At 71.3% G+C, this 16,093-nt stretch carries 18 protein-coding genes and 1 riboswitch; of the genes, 3 read left to right on the top strand and 15 right to left on the bottom strand.

Annotated features, from left to right (window positions below; all coding sequences use genetic code 11):
* Nucleotides 1-250: 250 nt before the first annotated feature.
* Both AB0Q99_RS07770 and AB0Q99_RS07765 read right to left on the bottom strand, forming a co-directional pair.
* Nucleotides 251-502 (bottom strand): WhiB family transcriptional regulator, encoded by a 252-nt coding sequence (locus AB0Q99_RS07770; RefSeq protein WP_014138019.1) that lies wholly within the window; start codon nucleotides 500-502, stop codon nucleotides 251-253.
* A 369-nt stretch (nucleotides 503-871) separates the two neighbouring features.
* On the bottom strand, nucleotides 872-1,843 hold the full coding sequence (locus tag AB0Q99_RS07765) for a diacylglycerol kinase family protein (RefSeq protein WP_363569415.1): 972 nt from the start codon (nucleotides 1,841-1,843) through the stop codon (nucleotides 872-874).
* A 50-nt stretch (nucleotides 1,844-1,893) separates the two neighbouring features.
* Here AB0Q99_RS07765 and AB0Q99_RS07760 point away from each other — a divergent pair, with 50 nt between their 5' ends.
* A complete protein-coding gene (locus AB0Q99_RS07760) occupies nucleotides 1,894-2,322 on the top strand; it encodes a hypothetical protein (protein ID WP_363569414.1) in 429 nt (142 codons plus the stop codon).
* 60 nt (nucleotides 2,323-2,382) lie between these two features.
* Here the strand turns inward: AB0Q99_RS07760 and AB0Q99_RS07755 are convergent, their stop codons facing one another.
* From AB0Q99_RS07755 to sodN, 8 genes are all read right to left on the bottom strand, one after another.
* Nucleotides 2,383-3,390, bottom strand: a complete 1,008-nt coding sequence (locus tag AB0Q99_RS07755) for an RNA polymerase sigma factor SigF (protein ID WP_363569413.1) — start codon at nucleotides 3,388-3,390, stop codon at nucleotides 2,383-2,385.
* 184 nt (nucleotides 3,391-3,574) lie between these two features.
* Nucleotides 3,575-3,985 carry an anti-sigma regulatory factor gene (locus tag AB0Q99_RS07750; protein ID WP_030235635.1) on the bottom strand — a complete coding sequence of 137 codons (411 nt, stop codon included), beginning with the start codon at nucleotides 3,983-3,985 and terminating at the stop codon, nucleotides 3,575-3,577.
* Nucleotides 3,986-4,199: 214 nt separating this feature from the next.
* Nucleotides 4,200-4,673, bottom strand: coding sequence for a GNAT family N-acetyltransferase (locus AB0Q99_RS07745; RefSeq protein WP_363569412.1), 474 nt, complete (start codon nucleotides 4,671-4,673; stop codon nucleotides 4,200-4,202).
* A 10-nt stretch (nucleotides 4,674-4,683) separates the two neighbouring features.
* Complete coding sequence (locus AB0Q99_RS07740; protein WP_363569411.1) at nucleotides 4,684-5,067, bottom strand: nuclear transport factor 2 family protein; 384 nt, start codon at nucleotides 5,065-5,067, stop codon at nucleotides 4,684-4,686.
* A gap of 89 nt (nucleotides 5,068-5,156) precedes the next feature.
* A complete protein-coding gene (locus AB0Q99_RS07735; RefSeq protein WP_363569410.1) occupies nucleotides 5,157-6,149 on the bottom strand; it encodes an ABC transporter substrate-binding protein in 993 nt (330 codons plus the stop codon).
* An 18-nt stretch (nucleotides 6,150-6,167) separates the two neighbouring features.
* The gene (locus tag AB0Q99_RS07730; protein WP_363569409.1) at nucleotides 6,168-7,007 is read right to left on the bottom strand and encodes an ABC transporter ATP-binding protein; all 840 of its coding nucleotides are present in this window, start codon (nucleotides 7,005-7,007) and stop codon (nucleotides 6,168-6,170) included.
* On the bottom strand, nucleotides 7,004-8,083 hold the full coding sequence (locus tag AB0Q99_RS07725; RefSeq protein ID WP_363569408.1) for an iron ABC transporter permease: 1,080 nt from the start codon (nucleotides 8,081-8,083) through the stop codon (nucleotides 7,004-7,006). The genes AB0Q99_RS07730 and AB0Q99_RS07725 overlap by 4 nt, the downstream gene beginning before the upstream one ends.
* A gap of 92 nt (nucleotides 8,084-8,175) precedes the next feature.
* Nucleotides 8,176-8,324: riboswitch (cobalamin riboswitch) on the bottom strand.
* 101 nt (nucleotides 8,325-8,425) lie between these two features.
* Complete coding sequence (sodN, locus tag AB0Q99_RS07720; RefSeq protein ID WP_350628137.1) at nucleotides 8,426-8,821, bottom strand: superoxide dismutase, Ni; 396 nt, start codon at nucleotides 8,819-8,821, stop codon at nucleotides 8,426-8,428.
* A 177-nt stretch (nucleotides 8,822-8,998) separates the two neighbouring features.
* Here sodN and sodX point away from each other — a divergent pair, with 177 nt between their 5' ends.
* Nucleotides 8,999-9,442: a nickel-type superoxide dismutase maturation protease gene (gene sodX, locus AB0Q99_RS07715; protein WP_363569407.1), complete on the top strand. Its 444-nt coding sequence runs from the start codon at nucleotides 8,999-9,001 to the stop codon at nucleotides 9,440-9,442.
* Here the strand turns inward: sodX and AB0Q99_RS07710 are convergent.
* From AB0Q99_RS07710 to AB0Q99_RS07690, 5 genes are all read right to left on the bottom strand, one after another.
* Nucleotides 9,439-10,029 carry a CGNR zinc finger domain-containing protein gene (locus AB0Q99_RS07710; RefSeq protein WP_363569406.1) on the bottom strand — a complete coding sequence of 197 codons (591 nt, stop codon included), beginning with the start codon at nucleotides 10,027-10,029 and terminating at the stop codon, nucleotides 9,439-9,441. The genes sodX and AB0Q99_RS07710 overlap by 4 nt on opposite strands.
* 128 nt (nucleotides 10,030-10,157) lie before the next feature.
* Nucleotides 10,158-10,958 (bottom strand): amino acid ABC transporter ATP-binding protein, encoded by an 801-nt coding sequence (locus tag AB0Q99_RS07705; RefSeq protein ID WP_363569405.1) that lies wholly within the window; start codon nucleotides 10,956-10,958, stop codon nucleotides 10,158-10,160.
* Nucleotides 10,955-11,929, bottom strand: coding sequence for an amino acid ABC transporter permease (locus AB0Q99_RS07700; RefSeq protein ID WP_363569404.1), 975 nt, complete (start codon nucleotides 11,927-11,929; stop codon nucleotides 10,955-10,957). Before AB0Q99_RS07700 ends, AB0Q99_RS07705 begins: the two co-directional genes overlap by 4 nt.
* 35 nt (nucleotides 11,930-11,964) lie before the next feature.
* Complete coding sequence (locus tag AB0Q99_RS07695) at nucleotides 11,965-12,897, bottom strand: ABC transporter substrate-binding protein (protein ID WP_363569403.1); 933 nt, start codon at nucleotides 12,895-12,897, stop codon at nucleotides 11,965-11,967.
* 412 nt (nucleotides 12,898-13,309) lie between these two features.
* Entirely contained in the window at nucleotides 13,310-14,239 is a 930-nt protein-coding gene (locus AB0Q99_RS07690) for an ABC transporter substrate-binding protein (protein WP_363569402.1), read from the bottom strand.
* 579 nt (nucleotides 14,240-14,818) lie between these two features.
* On the opposite strand from AB0Q99_RS07690, the gene AB0Q99_RS07685 reads away from it, so the two are divergent.
* On the top strand, nucleotides 14,819-16,012 hold the full coding sequence (locus AB0Q99_RS07685) for an NADP-dependent malic enzyme (RefSeq protein WP_363569401.1): 1,194 nt from the start codon (nucleotides 14,819-14,821) through the stop codon (nucleotides 16,010-16,012).
* Nucleotides 16,013-16,093 lie beyond the last annotated feature (81 nt).

Raw genomic sequence — 16,093 nt, 5'->3', positions numbered from 1 at the left:
CTGGGTGGAGCGACACCTCGCCGGTGCGTTGCACACGGTGAGCGCCTCAGCTCCACGATATTGCTCTCAGTGAACAGTATCAAGTGGCTGGGCGGGTTGGGTGTCGTTCGGTGTCGCGGGACCGAGTCGAGCAAGGCCCTTTGTGCGGAAGGCTTCACCAGGAGGTGCAGGGAAGCCTTTGATCATGTGTTGATCGTTTTTTGATCGATACTGCGGTCACTGCCGGTGCTACGCCGTGTGATCAGCGCGATCAGGCGGTGCGGGCGCGGTTGCGGGCGGCACGGCGCTTCATCGCGCGACGCTCGTCCTCGCTCATGCCGCCCCAGACGCCGGCGTCCTGGCCGGTCTCCAGAGCCCACTGGAGGCACTGCTCCATGACCGGACAACGGCGGCACACGGCCTTGGCTTCCTCGATCTGCAGCAGAGCAGGACCGGTGTTCCCGATCGGGAAGAACAGCTCCGGGTCCTCTTCGCGGCAGACAGCGCGGTGGCGCCAGTCCATGGTCGTCCAACTCCTCCTGCCGACCGGGGGTGGCCCGACGGCACAATCGATGGCTTTGTGAATGTGAACGCTTTCACGAATCCCGCAACAGCAAAAGAGACCAAAGGCCTACCGGGCCCGGGTGGTCTGTGCTGGGGGGGGATTCGGCGATTCGAGGGGCGCCCCGCGGTCGGCGCTCCGTGGTTCCGGAGTTGCCGTCGCTGCGATGCGTCCCGATCGCCATGTAGAGGTTCGCAAACCTCGGGCTCGGATACAACCCCCTTCGGGGAGGAATTTTTGATTCTTCGGTGTCGCCTAGCTCACAGCCAGTACTTCTATGGAGTGAAGGGGGCTTGTGCGTTCGAGAAGAAGGGCGAACCCCCCTTCCGGTCACACAATCACACGCAGTGCCCGCCGTACGCCTGTGAAACTGACGCGACTCCTGTCTCCAAGATGGTCGCCGTCGACCTGGAACGGTGCCGGTTCCTCTGAAACCAAGGTGAAGTGTCTGACGTCGTGATAGGAGACGACGTGCCTCCCGGACGGCCCGACCGGTGGTGCGCCATCACTCGAAGGCCCGTGCGACCGCAGGATCTGACGGATCGTTCGAGCCGTACCGAACGCCGTCATCCGGGTGATCCCGAAGACGTCCAGGTCCGTGTCGAAGGAGGCGAGAGGTGAGGGATAGACCGGGCGGCTGCCCAGGAACGTCCACGGCGAGGTGTTGCTGACTATCGACAGCACCAGCCCCGGCACGGCCTCCCGGCCCGGAAGTTCAAGGGAGACCGGGCCCGAGCGGCGCTGCTCACGCTGGGTGAAGTAGTGCCGGACCGCCTCCCGGACGTAGAGCGCGTGGGTGGACCTGCGCCCGGCCCGGCGCTGCTCCTCGACCCGGCCGACCACCCCGGCGTCGAAGCCGAGGCCGGCGGTGAAGGTGAACCAGCGGTCCGGCACTCCGTCGGTCATCGCCTTGCCGAGCCCGATCGGGCGCTCCTGCTTGTGCTCCAGTGCGTGCAGCAGGGCGCCGGTGGCCTCCACCGGGTCGTTGGGCAGGCCCAGCGCGCGGGCGAACACATTGGTCGAACCGCCCGGCACCACGGCCAGTCGCGGGACCTTCTCGCCCGGGCCGTGCGCCAGCAGCCCGTTCACCACCTCGTTGACGGTGCCGTCGCCGCCCAGTGCGACCACCAGGTCGACCGTGCCGTCCTCGGTCGCCTCACGGGCCAGGTCGCGTGCGTGGCCCCGGTACTGCGTCTCGGCGACGTCGAGCTTGAGATCGCTGCGCAGGGCGTGGATCAGGACGTCCCTGGTCCGGCCACTGGTGGTGGTGGCCTTGTGGTTCACGACCAGGAGAGCACGCATGGGGAAAGCCTACGGGTCGGTACGGGCCGACCGGCGGCTACCCTGCAGGAGTGACCGCAGAAACCTCCGCACCCGCACCCTCGGCCGGCTCCGGCCGTCCGGCGTCCCTGACCCTGGGCGCCGCCCTCACCGCCCTGGAGGGCGCCGCGCTGGCCGTCGTCGGCGTCTGGGACATGGTGGCCGCGCTGTCCGGCCAGTCCAAGCAGCTCGCCCTGAACGAGTTCGGCGGCGCGGTCATCGTGCTGCTCGGCGTGTTGCCGGTGCTGGCCGCCGGCGCGCTGCTGAAGGAGCGCCGCTGGGGCCGCAGTCCGGCGGTGCTGACCAACTCGATCTGCCTGCCGGTCGCCTACTACATGGTCCGGAGCGGCGGGGTGATGATCGCCGTCGGCGTGCTGGTCGGCCTGCTCGGGCTGGTGGGCATCGGCTCGCTGCTGAACCCGAAGTCGACGGCGGCCCTGTACGCCCCGTCCGAGGACTGAGCGCGCAGGGCCGCCGGGTCGTCCGGACGGCCGCGCAGTCGAGCTGAGCGGCCGTCAGTCCTACTCCTCCACCAGGAGCTTCTCCCGCAGCTGGGCCAAGGTCCGGGCGAGCAGCCGGGACACGTGCATCTGGGAGATCCCCACCTCGGCGGCGATCTGCGACTGGGTCATGTTCCGGAAGAACCGCAGCACCAGGATCTTCTGCTCCCGGGGCGGCAGTTGGGCCAGCAGCGGCTTGAGCGACTCGCGGTACTCGACGCCCTCCAGCGCCTCGTCGGTGGCGCCCAGGGTGTCCGCGACGGCCGGCGACTCGTCGTCGCTGTCCGGCACGTCCAGGGACAGCGTGGAGTACGCGTTGGCGGACTCCAGGCCCTCCAGCACGTCCTCCTCGGAGATCCCCAGGTGCTCGGCCAGCTCGTGCACCGTGGGGGAGCGGCCGTGCCGCTGGGAGAGCTCGCTGGTCGCCGTGGTGAGCGACAGCCGCAGCTCCTGCAGGCGGCGCGGGACGCGCACCGCCCAGCCCTTGTCCCGGAAGTGCCGCTTGATCTCCCCGACGATGGTCGGCGTCGCGTAGGTGGAGAACTCGACCCCGCGCTCGTGGTCGAAGCGGTCCACCGACTTGATCAGGCCGATGGTGGCGACCTGGGTGAGGTCGTCCAGCGGCTCGCCCCGGTTGCGGAAGCGCCGGGCCAGGTGCTCGACCAGCGGGATGTGCATCCGCACCAGCTGGTTGCGCAGCTCGACCCGCTCCGGCGAGCCCTCGGGCAGCGCCGACAGGCGGACGAACAGCGCGCGGGCGGCCTCCCGGTCCGGGGCGCCGGTGCGGTGCGCGCCCTGGGCGGGCACGGCGCCGTGCAGCTCCGCCTCGGCCGTCTCCTCCGCCCGGTCCGCCCGGTCCGGCGGGGGTACGGAGTCGGGCGTCGGCTCGGACGTCGGCTCGGTCGGGTGGCTCATCCGGTGGGCGTCCTTCGGGTGCGCTTCGTCGTTGGCGGCGAGGCCGGGAACGCTCGCCTGGGTCGGTACGGCAGGTCCCGCCGTCGCGAGGCCGGTACGGTCCAGATCACTCACGGCCATTCCCCCGTTCCGTTCCGGGAGCACCGGGGCGGATGGCCCCGGAATCGTCTCGTTGGTCGTACCGCCCCGGGGGCGGTACCGGGAGCCGCCCGCCGGCCCCGGACGGGGTGCGGCGGACGGCCCTTGCGCGGGTGCTGCTCGGTGCTGCTCGGTCTGCGCGGTGCGGTCCGGGGCCCGGCTAGTGGGCGGCGGACCCGCCGCGCTTCTTGTGCAGGCTGATCGACACGGTCTTGTCCTCGGCGACCGAGGAGTCGACCTCGCCGGCCAGCGCGGAGAGCACGGTCCAGGCGAAGGTGTCCCGCTCGGGGGCCTTGCCGTCGGTGGTCGGGGCGGCGACGGTCACCTTCAGCGAGTCGCCGACCAGGCGGAACTCGCAGGAGAGGACGGAGCCCGGCACCGCCTGCTGGAGCAGGATGGCGCAGGCCTCGTCGACCGCGATCCGCAGGTCCTCGATCTCGTCGAGGGTGAAGTCCAGCCGGGCGGCCAACCCGGCCGTCGCTGTTCGCAGCACGGAGAGGTAGGCCCCCGCCGCGGGGAGCCGGACCTCCACGAAATCCTGAACACCGAGATCGCCGTCGATCTGGGACACCCTTGCCTCCTGGGTGACGCGCCTTGCTTGCTTGGTACCCCGCTTGTTACCCCTGCTTGCCGCCCCTCAAAGGAGGCGCCGGGATTGCGGATCCGCCATCGCTCCGCCCTACCGCATCCCTGCTCGGGAGTTACTGATGGTAAGGCATTGCGACGCAGGGTGGCAGACCCTTTTCCGGACTCGTCCAGTCCGCTTTCCGGAGCGCCCGGTCCGTTCAGCGCCGGCCGGCGGCGGCGAGCGCCTCGTCGGTGAGCCGGTACACGGTCCACTCGTCCATCGAGACCGCGCCGATCGACTTGTAGAAGTCGATCGAGGGCTGGTTCCAGTCCAGCACCGACCACTCCACCCGGGAGTAGCCGCGCTCCACGGCGATCCGGGCCAGCTCCAGCAGCAGCGCCTTGCCGTGGCCGCCGCCGCGGGCCTCCGGGCGGACGTACAGGTCCTCCAGGTAGATCCCGTGGGTGCCGCGCCAGGTCGAGAAGTTGCGGAACCAGAGCGCGAAGCCGACCGGCTCGCCGGTCCCGTCCTCGGCGATCAGGCCGAACACCGCGGGATCGGCGCCGAACAGCACCTCGTGCAGCTGCTCCTCGGTGGCCACCGCCTCGTGCGCGGCCTTCTCGTACTCCGCGAGCTCGCGGATCATGGCGTGGATGACGGGAACGTCGCTGGCGACGGCGGTGCGGATCATGTCTGCGAGCCTACTGCTCGGGCCCCGTCTCGTCCCAGGCCTGGATGGAGGTCTGGTCGACGATCCGCCCGTCCCGCAGGTCGGCCATCGAGGTCATCAGCACCCGGACGCCGTCCGGGTAGCGGCAGGACTCCATGAAGGCGACGTGGTCGCCCTGGACGACCACCTGCTCCAGCTTGTGGGTCATCTCGCGGCCGTAGATGTCGCCCAGCATGGCGCCGATCTCCTCCCGCCCGTGCATCACCAGGGGGTGGCTGGGCTGGGTCTTGCGGTCGACCATGCGCAGTTCGGCGTCCTCGGCGTAGAGCGACAGCAGGGCCTCGGCGTCGCAGCGCTCGATGCCCTCGCGCAGCGCGCGGGTGTCGAAGGCGGCGGGGGCCGCCATGGTGGTCATGAGTTCGCTCCTCCGGTCGGGGTCCGTCGGTTCGTACTCCGAGCGTACGCCCGGCGCCGTCGGCCGGAGGAGCGGTCGGTCCGGGCCGGTCAGCGGGCCGGCACGGTGCGCAGGTACTCGGCCAGGGCGCCGATCGCGGCCGGGTTGCGCGGGCTCTCCACCAGGTCGACGTAGTCCAGCACGAAGATCCGGCCGTTCCTGATCGCGGAGACGCCGGCCAGCGGCGGGAAGGACGTGAGGAACCTCCGCTTCTCCTCGGCGTCCGGGGTCGCGTAGTCGTTGATCACGATCACCTCGGGGTCGCGCTCCACCACGCTCTCCCAGCCGGCGGTGACCCAGGTGTCGGCGAGGTCGCCCATGATGTTGGTCCCGCCGGCTTTGGCGATGATCTGGTGCGCGGCGGCGAACTTCCCGGCGGTGTACGGCTTGTCCTGCCCGCTGTCGTACAGGAAGACGGACGGGCGGCGCCCGGGCTGCGGGACGGCGGCGATCCGGGCCCTGGAGTCGGCGATCAGCCGGTCGGCGCGGTCCTTGACGTCGAAGATCTCGCCGAGGTTGGCCAGGTCGGTGTAGAGCGCGTCCAGCGGGTCCATCACGCCGCGCTCGCCGCCCCTGCCGCTGCGGCAGGACTCGCTGAGCACGTAGGAGTCGAGGCCGAGGGCCTTGAAGGCCTGCGGGGTGACGCCGCTGCCCTCGTCGAAGCCGTAGTGCCAGCCCGCCAGGACCAGGTCGGCCCGGGCGTCCAGCGCGATCTCCTTGGTGAGTGCCTTCTTGGAGAGCCAGGCGGTCTGCTGGTAGCCGTCCTTCCACGGCACCTGGTCGACCTTGCCCTTGTCGTCGGGCATGACGTAGCCGGCCATCCGGTCGGCGAGACCGAGCGAGAGCATCAGCTCGGTGATGTTGACGTCGTTGGTGACCACCCGGGCGGGCTTCCGCGCGAAGGTCAGCCGGTCGCCGCAGTTCTCGACGGTCACCGGGTAGTGGGCGGAGCCGCCGGCGGTCTCCTTCGGGGCGATCTCCGCACCGCAGGCGGTGAGCCCGAGGGCGAGCAGGGCGGTGGTGGCAACGGCCTTGGTGCGCACGGTGGTTCCTTCGGTGGTTCAGGCTCCGGGGGAGCGGTCGAGCGGGGCGGAAGGGTCGAGGCGGTCGAACAGCAACTGGACGGCGCCGGTCCCCGGGTGCCGGACCGGGGTGGCCCGGACGCCGAACACCTCGGCCAGCAGGGCGGGCCGGAGCACCTCGCGGGGCGGCCCGGAGGCGACGATCCGGCCGGCCCGCAGCACGTACAGCAGGTCGCAGTGGCCCGCCGCCAGGTTGAGGTCGTGCAGCGCGGTGAGCACCGTCGGACCGGCCTCGCGGGCCAGCGCCAGGACCTCCAACTGGTGGGCGATGTCCAGGTGGTTGGTGGGTTCGTCGAGCACCAGCAGGCGCGGTTCCTGGACCAGCGCGCGGGCGAACAGCACCCGCTGCTTCTCGCCCCCGGACAGGCTCAGGAAGCCCCGTTCGGCGAGGTGGCCGGCCCGGACCTTGCGCAGCGCCTCGGCGCAGCGCTCCCGGTCCCCGTCGGCCGGGGCGCCGAACCCGCGCCGGTGCGGCAGCCGGCCCATCGCGACCACCTCGGCCACCGTGAAGTCGAACTCGGCGGAGTGCTCCTGGGTCAGCGCGGCCACCCGGCGGGCGCTCGCGCGGGCGGAGAGCGCGTGCAGGTCGTCGCCGGCCAGCCGGACGGCGCCGCCGGCCGGCTTCAGCACCCGGTAGACGCAGCGCAGCAGGGTCGACTTGCCGCTGCCGTTCGGCCCGACGAGTCCGACCACCTGCCCGGCGGCCGCCGCCAGGCTCACCTCGTGGACCAGCCGGGCGCCGGCCAGCTCCACCGAGACGGTGTCGACGTCGAGGTCCTGGGCCGCCGTAGGGTCGGCGGGGCCGCTCGGTCCGGTCACGATCGGCCTCCGAAGGCGTGGCCGCGCCGGCGCATCATCAGCAGGAAGACGGGCACCCCGAGCACGGCGGTGAACACCCCCACGGGCAGTTCGGCGGGCGCCAGCAGGGTGCGGGAGGCGATGTCCACCCAGACCAGCAGCAGCGCCCCGGCGAGCGGCGCGACCAGCAGCACCCGGCGGTGCGCGGCGCCGACCAGCATCCGGGCCAGGTGCGGCACCAGCAGCCCGACGAACCCGATCGCCCCGCTGACCGCGACCACCGTGCCGGTGACGGCGGCGGTCACCACGAACAGCTCCCGGCGCAGCCGGTCCGGGTCCACGCCGAGCGCGGCGGAGGTCTCGTCCCCCATGGCGAGCCCGTCCAGCCGTCCGGCGGCGCAGCCGAGGTGGGCCAGGCCGGCCAGCACGGTGCCGGCGGCGATCGGCACCGAGCCCCAGGTGGCGCCGCCGAGGCTGCCGAGCAGCCACATCATGGCGCTCCGGGCGGCCTCGCCGCGGTCGGCGGCGAAGACCATCAGGGTGGTGGTGGCGGCGAAGCCGTGGGAGAGGGCGGTGCCGGTGAGCACCAGCCGCAGCGGGGTGAGCCCGTACGCGGTGCGGGCGGCGAGGTAGACCAGCGCCATCGCGACCAGCGCGGAGCCGAAGGCGGAGGCGGAGACCGCCCAGACCCCGAGCGAGGCGAAGGCGCCGAACAGCAGGACGGCGTTGGCGCCGACGGCCGCGCCGGAGGAGATGCCGAGGACGAAGGGGTCGGCGAGCGCGTTGCGCACCAGCGCCTGCACGGCGACCCCGGTGGCGGCGAGCCCGGCGCCGACCACGGCGGCCAGCACGGTGCGGGGCAGCCGGATCTCCCAGACGATGGCGTACGCGGCCGCCTCGTCCGCCTCCAGCCGACCGCCCGTCAGCCCGGCGCCCAGCAGCCGCAGCACGCGGGGGAGCCCGATCCCGGAGAAGCCGAAGGCGACCCCGCAGACCAGGGAGAGCAACAGGGCGGCGGCGAGGCCGACGGCGAGCGGGAGCGCGGGTATGCGGCGGTCGGGCGGGCCGACCGCGCCGTTCGCGGGTGCGCGGTTCACGGGTGCGCCTTGCCTCGGGCCGCGGGTGCGCCGGGGCGGGCGCGGGCCGGAGGCGTGCCGGGGCGCCGTTCCCCTCGCAGTCCGCGGCGAGTTGTCGGGAGGTCAGCGGCCGGGGGCGATCGGGCTGGCGCGGCCGCACCGCTGGGACGGGCCGTGCTCACCGTTGCGGGTCAGCGCCGGATTCACACCGGACTTCCCCCTCGGACGCCCTGGCAGCATAACAGCCACTCAGGGCAGGCAACCCTTACCGGTCTCACCCCGCACGTTCGCTCCGGACGCGAACGCACGACCGCCCCCGTCCGGCGGTGCGGACGGGGGCGGTCGGGTGGCGACGCGTCAGGCTCAGGCCTGCTTGGTCTCCCAGAAGATCTTGTCGACCTCGGCGATCAGGTCCAGCAGGGCCTGGCCGGTGGCCGGGTCGGTGGACGCCTTGGCGGCCGAGGCGGCCTTCAGGGTGTCGTTGATCAGCTGGTGCAGCTGCGGGTACTTCTCGAAGTGCGGGGCCTTGAAGTAGTCGCTCCACAGCACCGAGATGTGGTGCTTGACGGCCTCGGCGCGCTGCTCCTTGATGATGACGGCGCGGGCGCGGAAGTGCGGGTCCTCGTTGGCCTGGTACTTCTCCTGGGTGGCCTTGACGGACTCGGCCTCGATCCGGGCCTGCGCCGGGTCGTACACGCCACAGGGCAGGTCACAGTGGGCGTGAGCGGTGGCACGCGGTGCAAACAGACGAGAGAACATGGGAGTCCTTCCTTAGATCGTCTTCCCGCGCCCGAGATTACCCTTCCGCCCGCGCGGTTTCGCGATCGGGCGGTGGGCCTAGGGCAAAAGACGGACCCGGAACCGGGGTAATCCGGGCATCGGGCAGGTGGCGGCCCGTACGGCAGACTGGGGGCCGGCGGTGCGGGAGGAGGAGTCGTGGCGCGGAGCGCGGAACCGGAGGGCCGGGCCCGGAGCGGCGTGCTGCCGTTCGGGCTGGTCGACGTGGCGGGCCGGTCGATGGTCCCGACCCTGTACGAGGGCGACCGGCTGCTGGTCCGCTACGGCGCGCCGATCCGACCGGGGGCCGTGGTGCTCTTCCGGCACCCCTTCCAGCAGGACCTGCTGGTGCTGAAGCGGGCCGTCGAGCGGAGGCCCGGCGGCTGGTGGCTGCTGTCCGACAACCGCCCGGTGGACAGCGACAGCCGCAGCTACGGCGCGGTCCCGGACGAGCTGGTGCTCGGCCGGGCGCTGCTGCGGCTGCGCCCGAGCCCGGCCTGGCTGGCGCCGGGGCGCCGGCTGGAGCGGCTGCTGCTCACCCCGCGGCTGGCCCGGGTGCCGGGCCTGGCCCGCCGCCTCGGCGTCCGGGTCGAGGAGCTCTAGCCGGTTCCGGCGTTGAGCGCCGCCTCCGCCTCCTGGCGCTTGCGGGCCCGGTAGGCGGCGACGTTGGCCCGGGTCGCGCAGCGGTCCGAGCAGTAGCGGCGGGAGCGGTTGGTCGAGGTGTCCAGGTAGGCGTTGCGGCAGGGCGCGGCCTGGCAGATGCCCAGCCGGTCGGCGCCCAGCTCGGTCAGGTGGACGGCCAGGCCCATGCAGGCGACCGCGCTGAAGTGCGCGGTGGCGGTCGCCGAGTTGTCGGCCAGGTGCAGGTGCCAGCGCGGCCGTCCGGCGTCGTCCAGGTAGTCGTGCCCGGAGATCAGCGGGCTGACGGGGTACTCCATCAGCAGACTGTTCAGCAGGTCGACCCCCCGGACCTCGTCCCCTTCGGCGGCGGCCTCGAAGACCCCGCGCAGCCGGGTCCGCACCGCCCGCAGCCGGGGCAGATCGGACTCGTCGGCGAGCGCGGCGGCCCGCGACGAGTCGGAGAACAGGGCGCGCACCGCGTCCACGGAGGTCAGCGTGTCGGTGCCGCGCTCGGGCTCCTCGGTGTTCACCAGCCGAACGGCGAGATCGGCGTACGAGGCGAGCTCCACGGCGGTCCTTCCAGAAAATCGGTAACGGGCTGACTGCTTCCAGCCTATTACCCGAGCGGGGAAAACGTCGGCGCCCGGCAGGAGCTGCCTGCCGGGCGCCGACGGTGGGGATATCAACGGTGGGGATATCAGAGGACCTTGGAGAGGAAGGCCCTGGTGCGTTCGTGCTGCGGGTCGGTGAGGACGTCGCGGGGGGTGCCGGATTCGACCACCACACCGCCGTCCATGAACACCAGTGCGTCACCGACCTCGCGGGCGAAGCCCATCTCGTGGGTGACGACCACCATGGTCATGCCCTCCTCGGCGAGGCCGCGCATGACGTCGAGGACGTCGCCGACCAGCTCCGGGTCGAGCGCCGAGGTGGGCTCGTCGAAGAGCATCAGCTTCGGCTTCATGGCCAGCGCGCGGGCGATCGCGACGCGCTGCTGCTGGCCGCCGGAGAGCTGGGAGGGGTAGTTCTTCGCCTTGTCGGAGAGGCCGACCCGCTCCAGCAGGGCCATCCCGCGCTCGCGGGCGTCGGCCCTGCTCTCCTTGCGGACCTGCACCGGCGCCTCGATGACGTTGTCCAGCGCGGTCATGTGCGGGAAGAGGTTGAAGTGCTGGAACACCATGCCGATGTCCCGGCGCTTCTCCGCGACCTCGCGGTCCCGGAGCTCGTGCAGCCGGTCGCCCTTCATCCGGTAACCGACCAGCTCGCCGTCCACCGAGAGCAGCCCGCCGTTGATCTTCTCCAGGTGGTTGATGCACCGCAGGAAGGTCGACTTGCCGGAGCCGGAGGGGCCGACGAGGACGAACACCTCGCCCCGGCGGACTTCGAGGTCGATGCCCTTGAGCACCTCCACCAGACCGTAGGACTTGCGCACGCCCTGGGCCTCGACCATCAGCGCGGCCGCCGAGTCCTGGGGCTGCGGCTTGGTCAGGTCGGTCATACGTGGCCACCTCCTTCGGCGCCCGTGACCACGTCGTCCTTGGCCTTCGGCACGGGCTTGCCGGCGAACAGCCGGCGCAGTCGCTGCAGCGGCGTGGGCGGGAGCACCCGGTTGGCGCCGCGCGCGTAGTGCCGCTCGATGTAGTACTGGACCACGGTGAGGATCGAGGTCAGCAGCAGGTACCAGATGCTGACGACGAGCAGCAGCGGGATGGTCTGGAAGGTGCGCGAGTAGATGTTCTGGCCCGCCCGGAGCAGCTCCTCCAGCGAGATCGCCGAGACCAGCGAGGTGGTCTTCAGCATCGAGATGGTCTCGTTGCCGGTCGGCGGGATGATCACCCGCATGGCCTGCGGCAGGATGATCCGCCGCATGGTGTTGAACTGGCTCATGCCGAGCGCGTGCGCGGCCTCGGTCTGGCCGAGCGGCACGGACTGGATGCCGCCGCGGACGATCTCCGCCATGTAGGCGGCCTCGTTGAGGCCGAGGCCCAGCAGGGCGGCGACGAACAGCGGGATCGCCTCGTTGGTCGGCTCGGACCAGAAGGCGGGGCCGAACGGGATGCCGATCGAGATCTCGACCCAGAGCGAGCCGAGGAAGTTCCAGAACAGCAGCTGCACCAGCACGGGGGTGCCGCGGAAGACCCAGATGTAGAACCAGGCGGTGCTGGAGAGCACCGGGTTCGGCGACAGGCGCATGATCGCGAGCGTGATGCCGCCCGCGACGCCGATCAGCATGGAGAGGAACGTCAGTTCGAGGGTGACGCCGAGGCCGTGCAGGATCGAGGAATCGAAGAGGTACTGGCCGACGACGTCCCACTGGAACTGGGGATTCGTGGTGAGGGCGTGGATCAGCATCGCCGCGAGGACCGCGACGACTGCTGCCCCGACCCAGCGTCCGGGGTGGCGGACCGGGACGGCCTTGAGGGTTTCGGGCCGTCCCGGGTGCGCCGACCCCTGGTCGGAAGAGTTCACTGTGTGGCCTCAGGGGTTGGATTCAGACCGCGGATTCAGCTGGTGGCGCCGTTGACGACGGACGTGTCGATCGCGCCCGCCTGAACGCCCCACTTCTCCAGGATGGCCTTGTACGTGCCATCCGCCATCAGGGACTGCACGGCGCCCTGGACGGCCTTGGACAGCGGCGAGTCCTTCTGCAGCACGACGCCGTAGGGAGCGGTGTCGGTCACGGTGCCGACCTTCTCCAGCTGGCCGTTGGTCTGCTTGATGGCGTAGTCGACGACCGGGGAGTCGGCCAGCATGACCTGGTCGCGGCCGGAGACCAGCGCCTGGGTGACGTCCGTCTGCAGGTCGAACTTGTCGCCGTCGTTCGGCACCGGCGGCTTGCCCGCCTTCACGCAGGCCGGGTTGATGGTGTCGGTGATCTCCTTGGCCTGCGTGGTGCCGGTCTGCACGGCGACCTTCTTGCCGCAGAGGTCGTTCGGGTCGATCTTGTCCGGGTTGCCCTTCTTGACCGCCGCGCTGGTGCCCGCGCTGAAGTAGGTCACCATGTCGACCGACGCCTCGCGCTCCTTCGTGTCGGTGAAGGAGCTCAGGCTCATCGTGTACTTGTTCCCGGCGATGCCGGGGATGATCGCGTCGAAGGTGGCGTTCTGCACGTCGGCGGTCAGCCCGAGCTTCTTGGCGATGGCGTTGGCCATGTCGACGTCCATGCCCACGATGGCGCTCTTGTCGTCCTTGAACTCGTTGGGCGCGTAGGAGGCGTCGGTGGCGACGACGACCTTGCCGGCGGACTTCACGTCGGCGGGGACCAGGGCGGCCAGCGCCGGGTCGGCGGTCACCGCGGGGACCGACGCGCTCGGGTTGGCACCGGTCGAGGAACCGGACGACGACTTGCTGCTGCCGCAACCGGTCAGCACGAGGGAGACGGAAGCGGCGACCACACCGGCCGTGATGAGCCGGTTGCGCTTGGTACGGGCGGTCATGAGGGGGATCTCCTCCTGGGAGAGAAGGTCGGGCGGACGCGCCGCGGGAGCGGCGCACCGGGGGTGCGAGCCGTACGGCGCCGTACGGGTGTGCCGTCGTACGTCGTCGTACGGGCAGGCCGGGTTCTGCAGTGCCTGGGCGCTGGGACCGCCCAGGGTCGTACGAGGTGCTGCTGCCGCCACCCTCCGCCGAGGTGGACGTCGACCGAACCGCCTCGACCAGTGGCCGGCTCGATCCGAGATGTGGGGAATCCTGCCATCTGAGGACGGTCAGGTGGCCCTGATCCAGATCAAAATCGGATAACGAGGGGTCACACTGTCCGTTATTCGAACTGATCCCGGGCCCCTGTCACCCTGCGCATAAGTATCCAGATCCCTCTGTGCTCCGCCCGGAGGCCCGCCGCCCGCCTGCTCAGATGCCCCCGTTGACCACGGCGTTCTGTGCCGCGCCGGCGCTGACGTTCCACTTGGTGAGGATCTTGTCGTAGTCGCCGCTGCGGATCAGCTGGTCGACCGCCTTGGCCAGCACGTCGCGCAGCTCGGTGTCGGTCTTGCGCACCGCGATGCCGTACGGGTTGGAGGTGGACTGCGCGCCGGTCAGCTCGAAACGGCCGGCGCCGTCGGGGCCCTTCGCCGCGAACGCGGCCACCGGGTAGTCGTTCAGCCCGGCCGCGGCGGCGCCGGAGGCGACCTCGGCCAGCGCCTTGGCGTCGCTGTCCATCCGGTGCGCGGTCAGCGGGCGGCCGGCACGGGTGCAGACCGCCACCTGGCGGGTGGCGATCTCGTCCTGGGTGGTGCCCTGCTGGACCGCGATGGTCTTGCCGCACAGGTCGTCCAGGGTCTTGATCCCCTTGGGGTTGCCCTTCGGGACGACGATCGAGGTGCCGGCGATGAAGTAGTCCACGAAGTCCACGCCGGGGTTGGCCTGCTTGCCGTTGTCGTCCAGGCCGTCGCGGCGCCCGCGGGTGTCGCTGAGCGCCGACATCGCCACGTCGTACTGCTTGCCCTGCAGGTTCGGTATCAGCTTGTCGAACGTGGTGTCCACGAACTCGACCCGCACGTCGAGGATCTTGCCCAGGGCGGTGGCGAGGTCCGGGTCCAGGCCGGCCGGCTTGCCGTCCTGGCCGCGGAACTCCACCGGGGCGTAGTTGACGTCCATGCCGATGCGGAGCACTCCGGCCGCGCGCTGGGCCTTCGGCAGCTTGCCGCGGATGTCCTTGACCGGGTCGTCCGCGGCGGCCTGCCCGCCGCCACCTCCACACCCGGTGAGCAGCAGGGCACCGGCAGTGGCCAGGACGGCGCCGGCCAGGGCGGGGCGGGGGAGGGGGAGAGGGTGAGGCATGAGGGCTGCTCCTGTGGGAGGGACGTGCGGTCGCCACGGTGTCGCGGTGGTGTACGCGAAATGGCGGACAAGCGATCCTGCCATCCCGGCCTGCCGGGCCCGGCGGCGGGTGTGTCAGAATTCGGTACCGGGTGACCCCCGAACGCTCGAACCAGACCGCCGAGCCCCGACAGGCTCGGGGTGCTCGGGAACGGAAGTCCTCACGTGGCTCCGTATCCGGAGTGCCGAACTCCCCGTGCGTCTGCGTTCACTCCTGCGGGTGTGCGTGCGCTCATGCCGTTGCCGCCGGAGCCCGGTGCTTCCGATGCCGGGCCCCTGTGAGGTGACAGCGCGGCGATGAACCGTACGTGACGAGGACGAAAAGGCATAGGTGCGATGCCTTTGTCCCACCTAGGCTCGGCCCGGCAGCACTGCGGACAACACAAGACCCCATAAAACCCTCATCCGAGGGCGCCGCCCGACGGCAGCGCCCCGACCCTGCCCCCGGGTCCGCTTCGGCGTACCCGGTTTCCGGCGTCCGGGCGGGTCGTCCTGCCCGTCGGTCGCGCGTCCTCGCCGGACAATGACGAAGAGGTCATCGTGGCAGCGGAGATCATCAGCAGCACCCAGGACACCGACGATCCGGTCGACGCGGTTTTCGCGCTCCACCGCGGCGGCAAGATGGAGATCCGGGCGACCGTCCCGGTGCGCGACGCGGACGACCTGTCCCTCGCCTACACCCCCGGTGTCGCCCGGGTCTGCACGGCCATCGCCGAGCAGCCGGAGCTGGTCGACGACTACACCTGGAAGTCCAACACCGTCGCGGTGGTCACCGACGGCACCGCGGTGCTGGGCCTCGGTGACATCGGCCCCGAGGCCTCGCTGCCCGTGATGGAGGGCAAGGCCATCCTGTTCAAGCAGTTCGGCGGCGTGGACGCGGTGCCGATCGCGCTCGCCTGCACCGGGGTCGACGAGATCGTCGAGACCGTGGTCCGGCTGGCGCCCTCCTTCGGCGGCGTCAACCTGGAGGACATCTCCGCCCCCCGCTGCTTCGAGATCGAGCGCCGGCTCCAGGAGGCCCTGGACATCCCGGTCTTCCACGACGACCAGCACGGCACCGCGATCGTCACCACCGCCGCCCTGTGGAACGCGGCCAAGGTGACCGGCCGTGAGATCGGTTCGCTGCGGGCCGTCATCTCCGGCGCCGGCGCGGCCGGCATCGCCATCGCCAAGATGCTGGTGGCGGCCGGCATCGGCGACGTGGCGGTCTGCGACCGCAAGGGCGTGGTGTACGAGGGCCGCGGCGACCTCACCGACGTCAAGGCCGAGATCGCCGCGCTGACCAACCGCTCGGGCGTCAAGGGTTCGCTGGCCGAGGCGCTGGCCGGCGCCGACGTGTTCATCGGCGTCTCCGGCGGCACCGTGCCGGAGGAGGTCGTCGCGACCATGGCCGAGGGCGCGTTCGTCTTCGCGATGGCCAACCCCACCCCGGAGATCCACCCCGAGGTCGCGCACAAGTACGCGGCGGTGGTGGCCACCGGCCGCAGCGACTTCCCGAACCAGATCAACAACGTGCTGGCCTTCCCGGGCATCTTCGCCGGGGCGCTGCAGGTCCGGGCCAGCCGGATCACCGAGGGCATGAAGCTGGCCGCCGCCAAGGCGCTGGCCGGCGTGGTGGCCGACGAGCTGACGCCGCAGAAGGTCATCCCCTCGCCGTTCGACGAGCGGGTCGCCCCGGCCGTCACCAAGGCCGTCGCCGAGGCCGCCCGGGCGGAGGGCGTGGCCCGGATCTGACGGTCCGGCCGTCCGGATCCGACGGTTCCGTCCGTCCGGTTCGGACCCGCTCGGTCGTCCGGTCCGCCTGTCCGGTCGTAC

This window comes from Kitasatospora sp. NPDC086791 (assembly GCF_040685975.1).
In the GTDB taxonomy this organism is placed as follows: domain Bacteria; phylum Actinomycetota; class Actinomycetes; order Streptomycetales; family Streptomycetaceae; genus Kitasatospora.
Note: the sequence above shows the minus strand (reverse complement) of the source record. Positions and strands in the feature narration are given on the sequence as shown.

Excerpts from the sequence above, each read along its gene's own strand:
- sodN (WP_350628137.1), bottom strand. The coding sequence starts at position 8,821 with ATGTTCTCTCGTCTGTTTGCACCGCGTGCCACCGCTCACGCCCACTGT.
- AB0Q99_RS07740 (WP_363569411.1), bottom strand. The coding sequence starts at position 5,067 with ATGACCACCATGGCGGCCCCCGCCGCCTTCGACACCCGCGCGCTGCGC.
- AB0Q99_RS07765 (WP_363569415.1), bottom strand. The coding sequence starts at position 1,843 with ATGCGTGCTCTCCTGGTCGTGAACCACAAGGCCACCACCACCAGTGGC.
- AB0Q99_RS07695 (WP_363569403.1), bottom strand. The coding sequence starts at position 12,897 with ATGACCGCCCGTACCAAGCGCAACCGGCTCATCACGGCCGGTGTGGTC.
- AB0Q99_RS07770 (WP_014138019.1), bottom strand. The coding sequence starts at position 502 with ATGGACTGGCGCCACCGCGCTGTCTGCCGCGAAGAGGACCCGGAGCTG.
- AB0Q99_RS07705 (WP_363569405.1), bottom strand. The coding sequence starts at position 10,958 with ATGACCGACCTGACCAAGCCGCAGCCCCAGGACTCGGCGGCCGCGCTG.
- AB0Q99_RS07745 (WP_363569412.1), bottom strand. The coding sequence starts at position 4,673 with ATGATCCGCACCGCCGTCGCCAGCGACGTTCCCGTCATCCACGCCATG.
- AB0Q99_RS07690 (WP_363569402.1), bottom strand. The coding sequence starts at position 14,239 with ATGCCTCACCCTCTCCCCCTCCCCCGCCCCGCCCTGGCCGGCGCCGTC.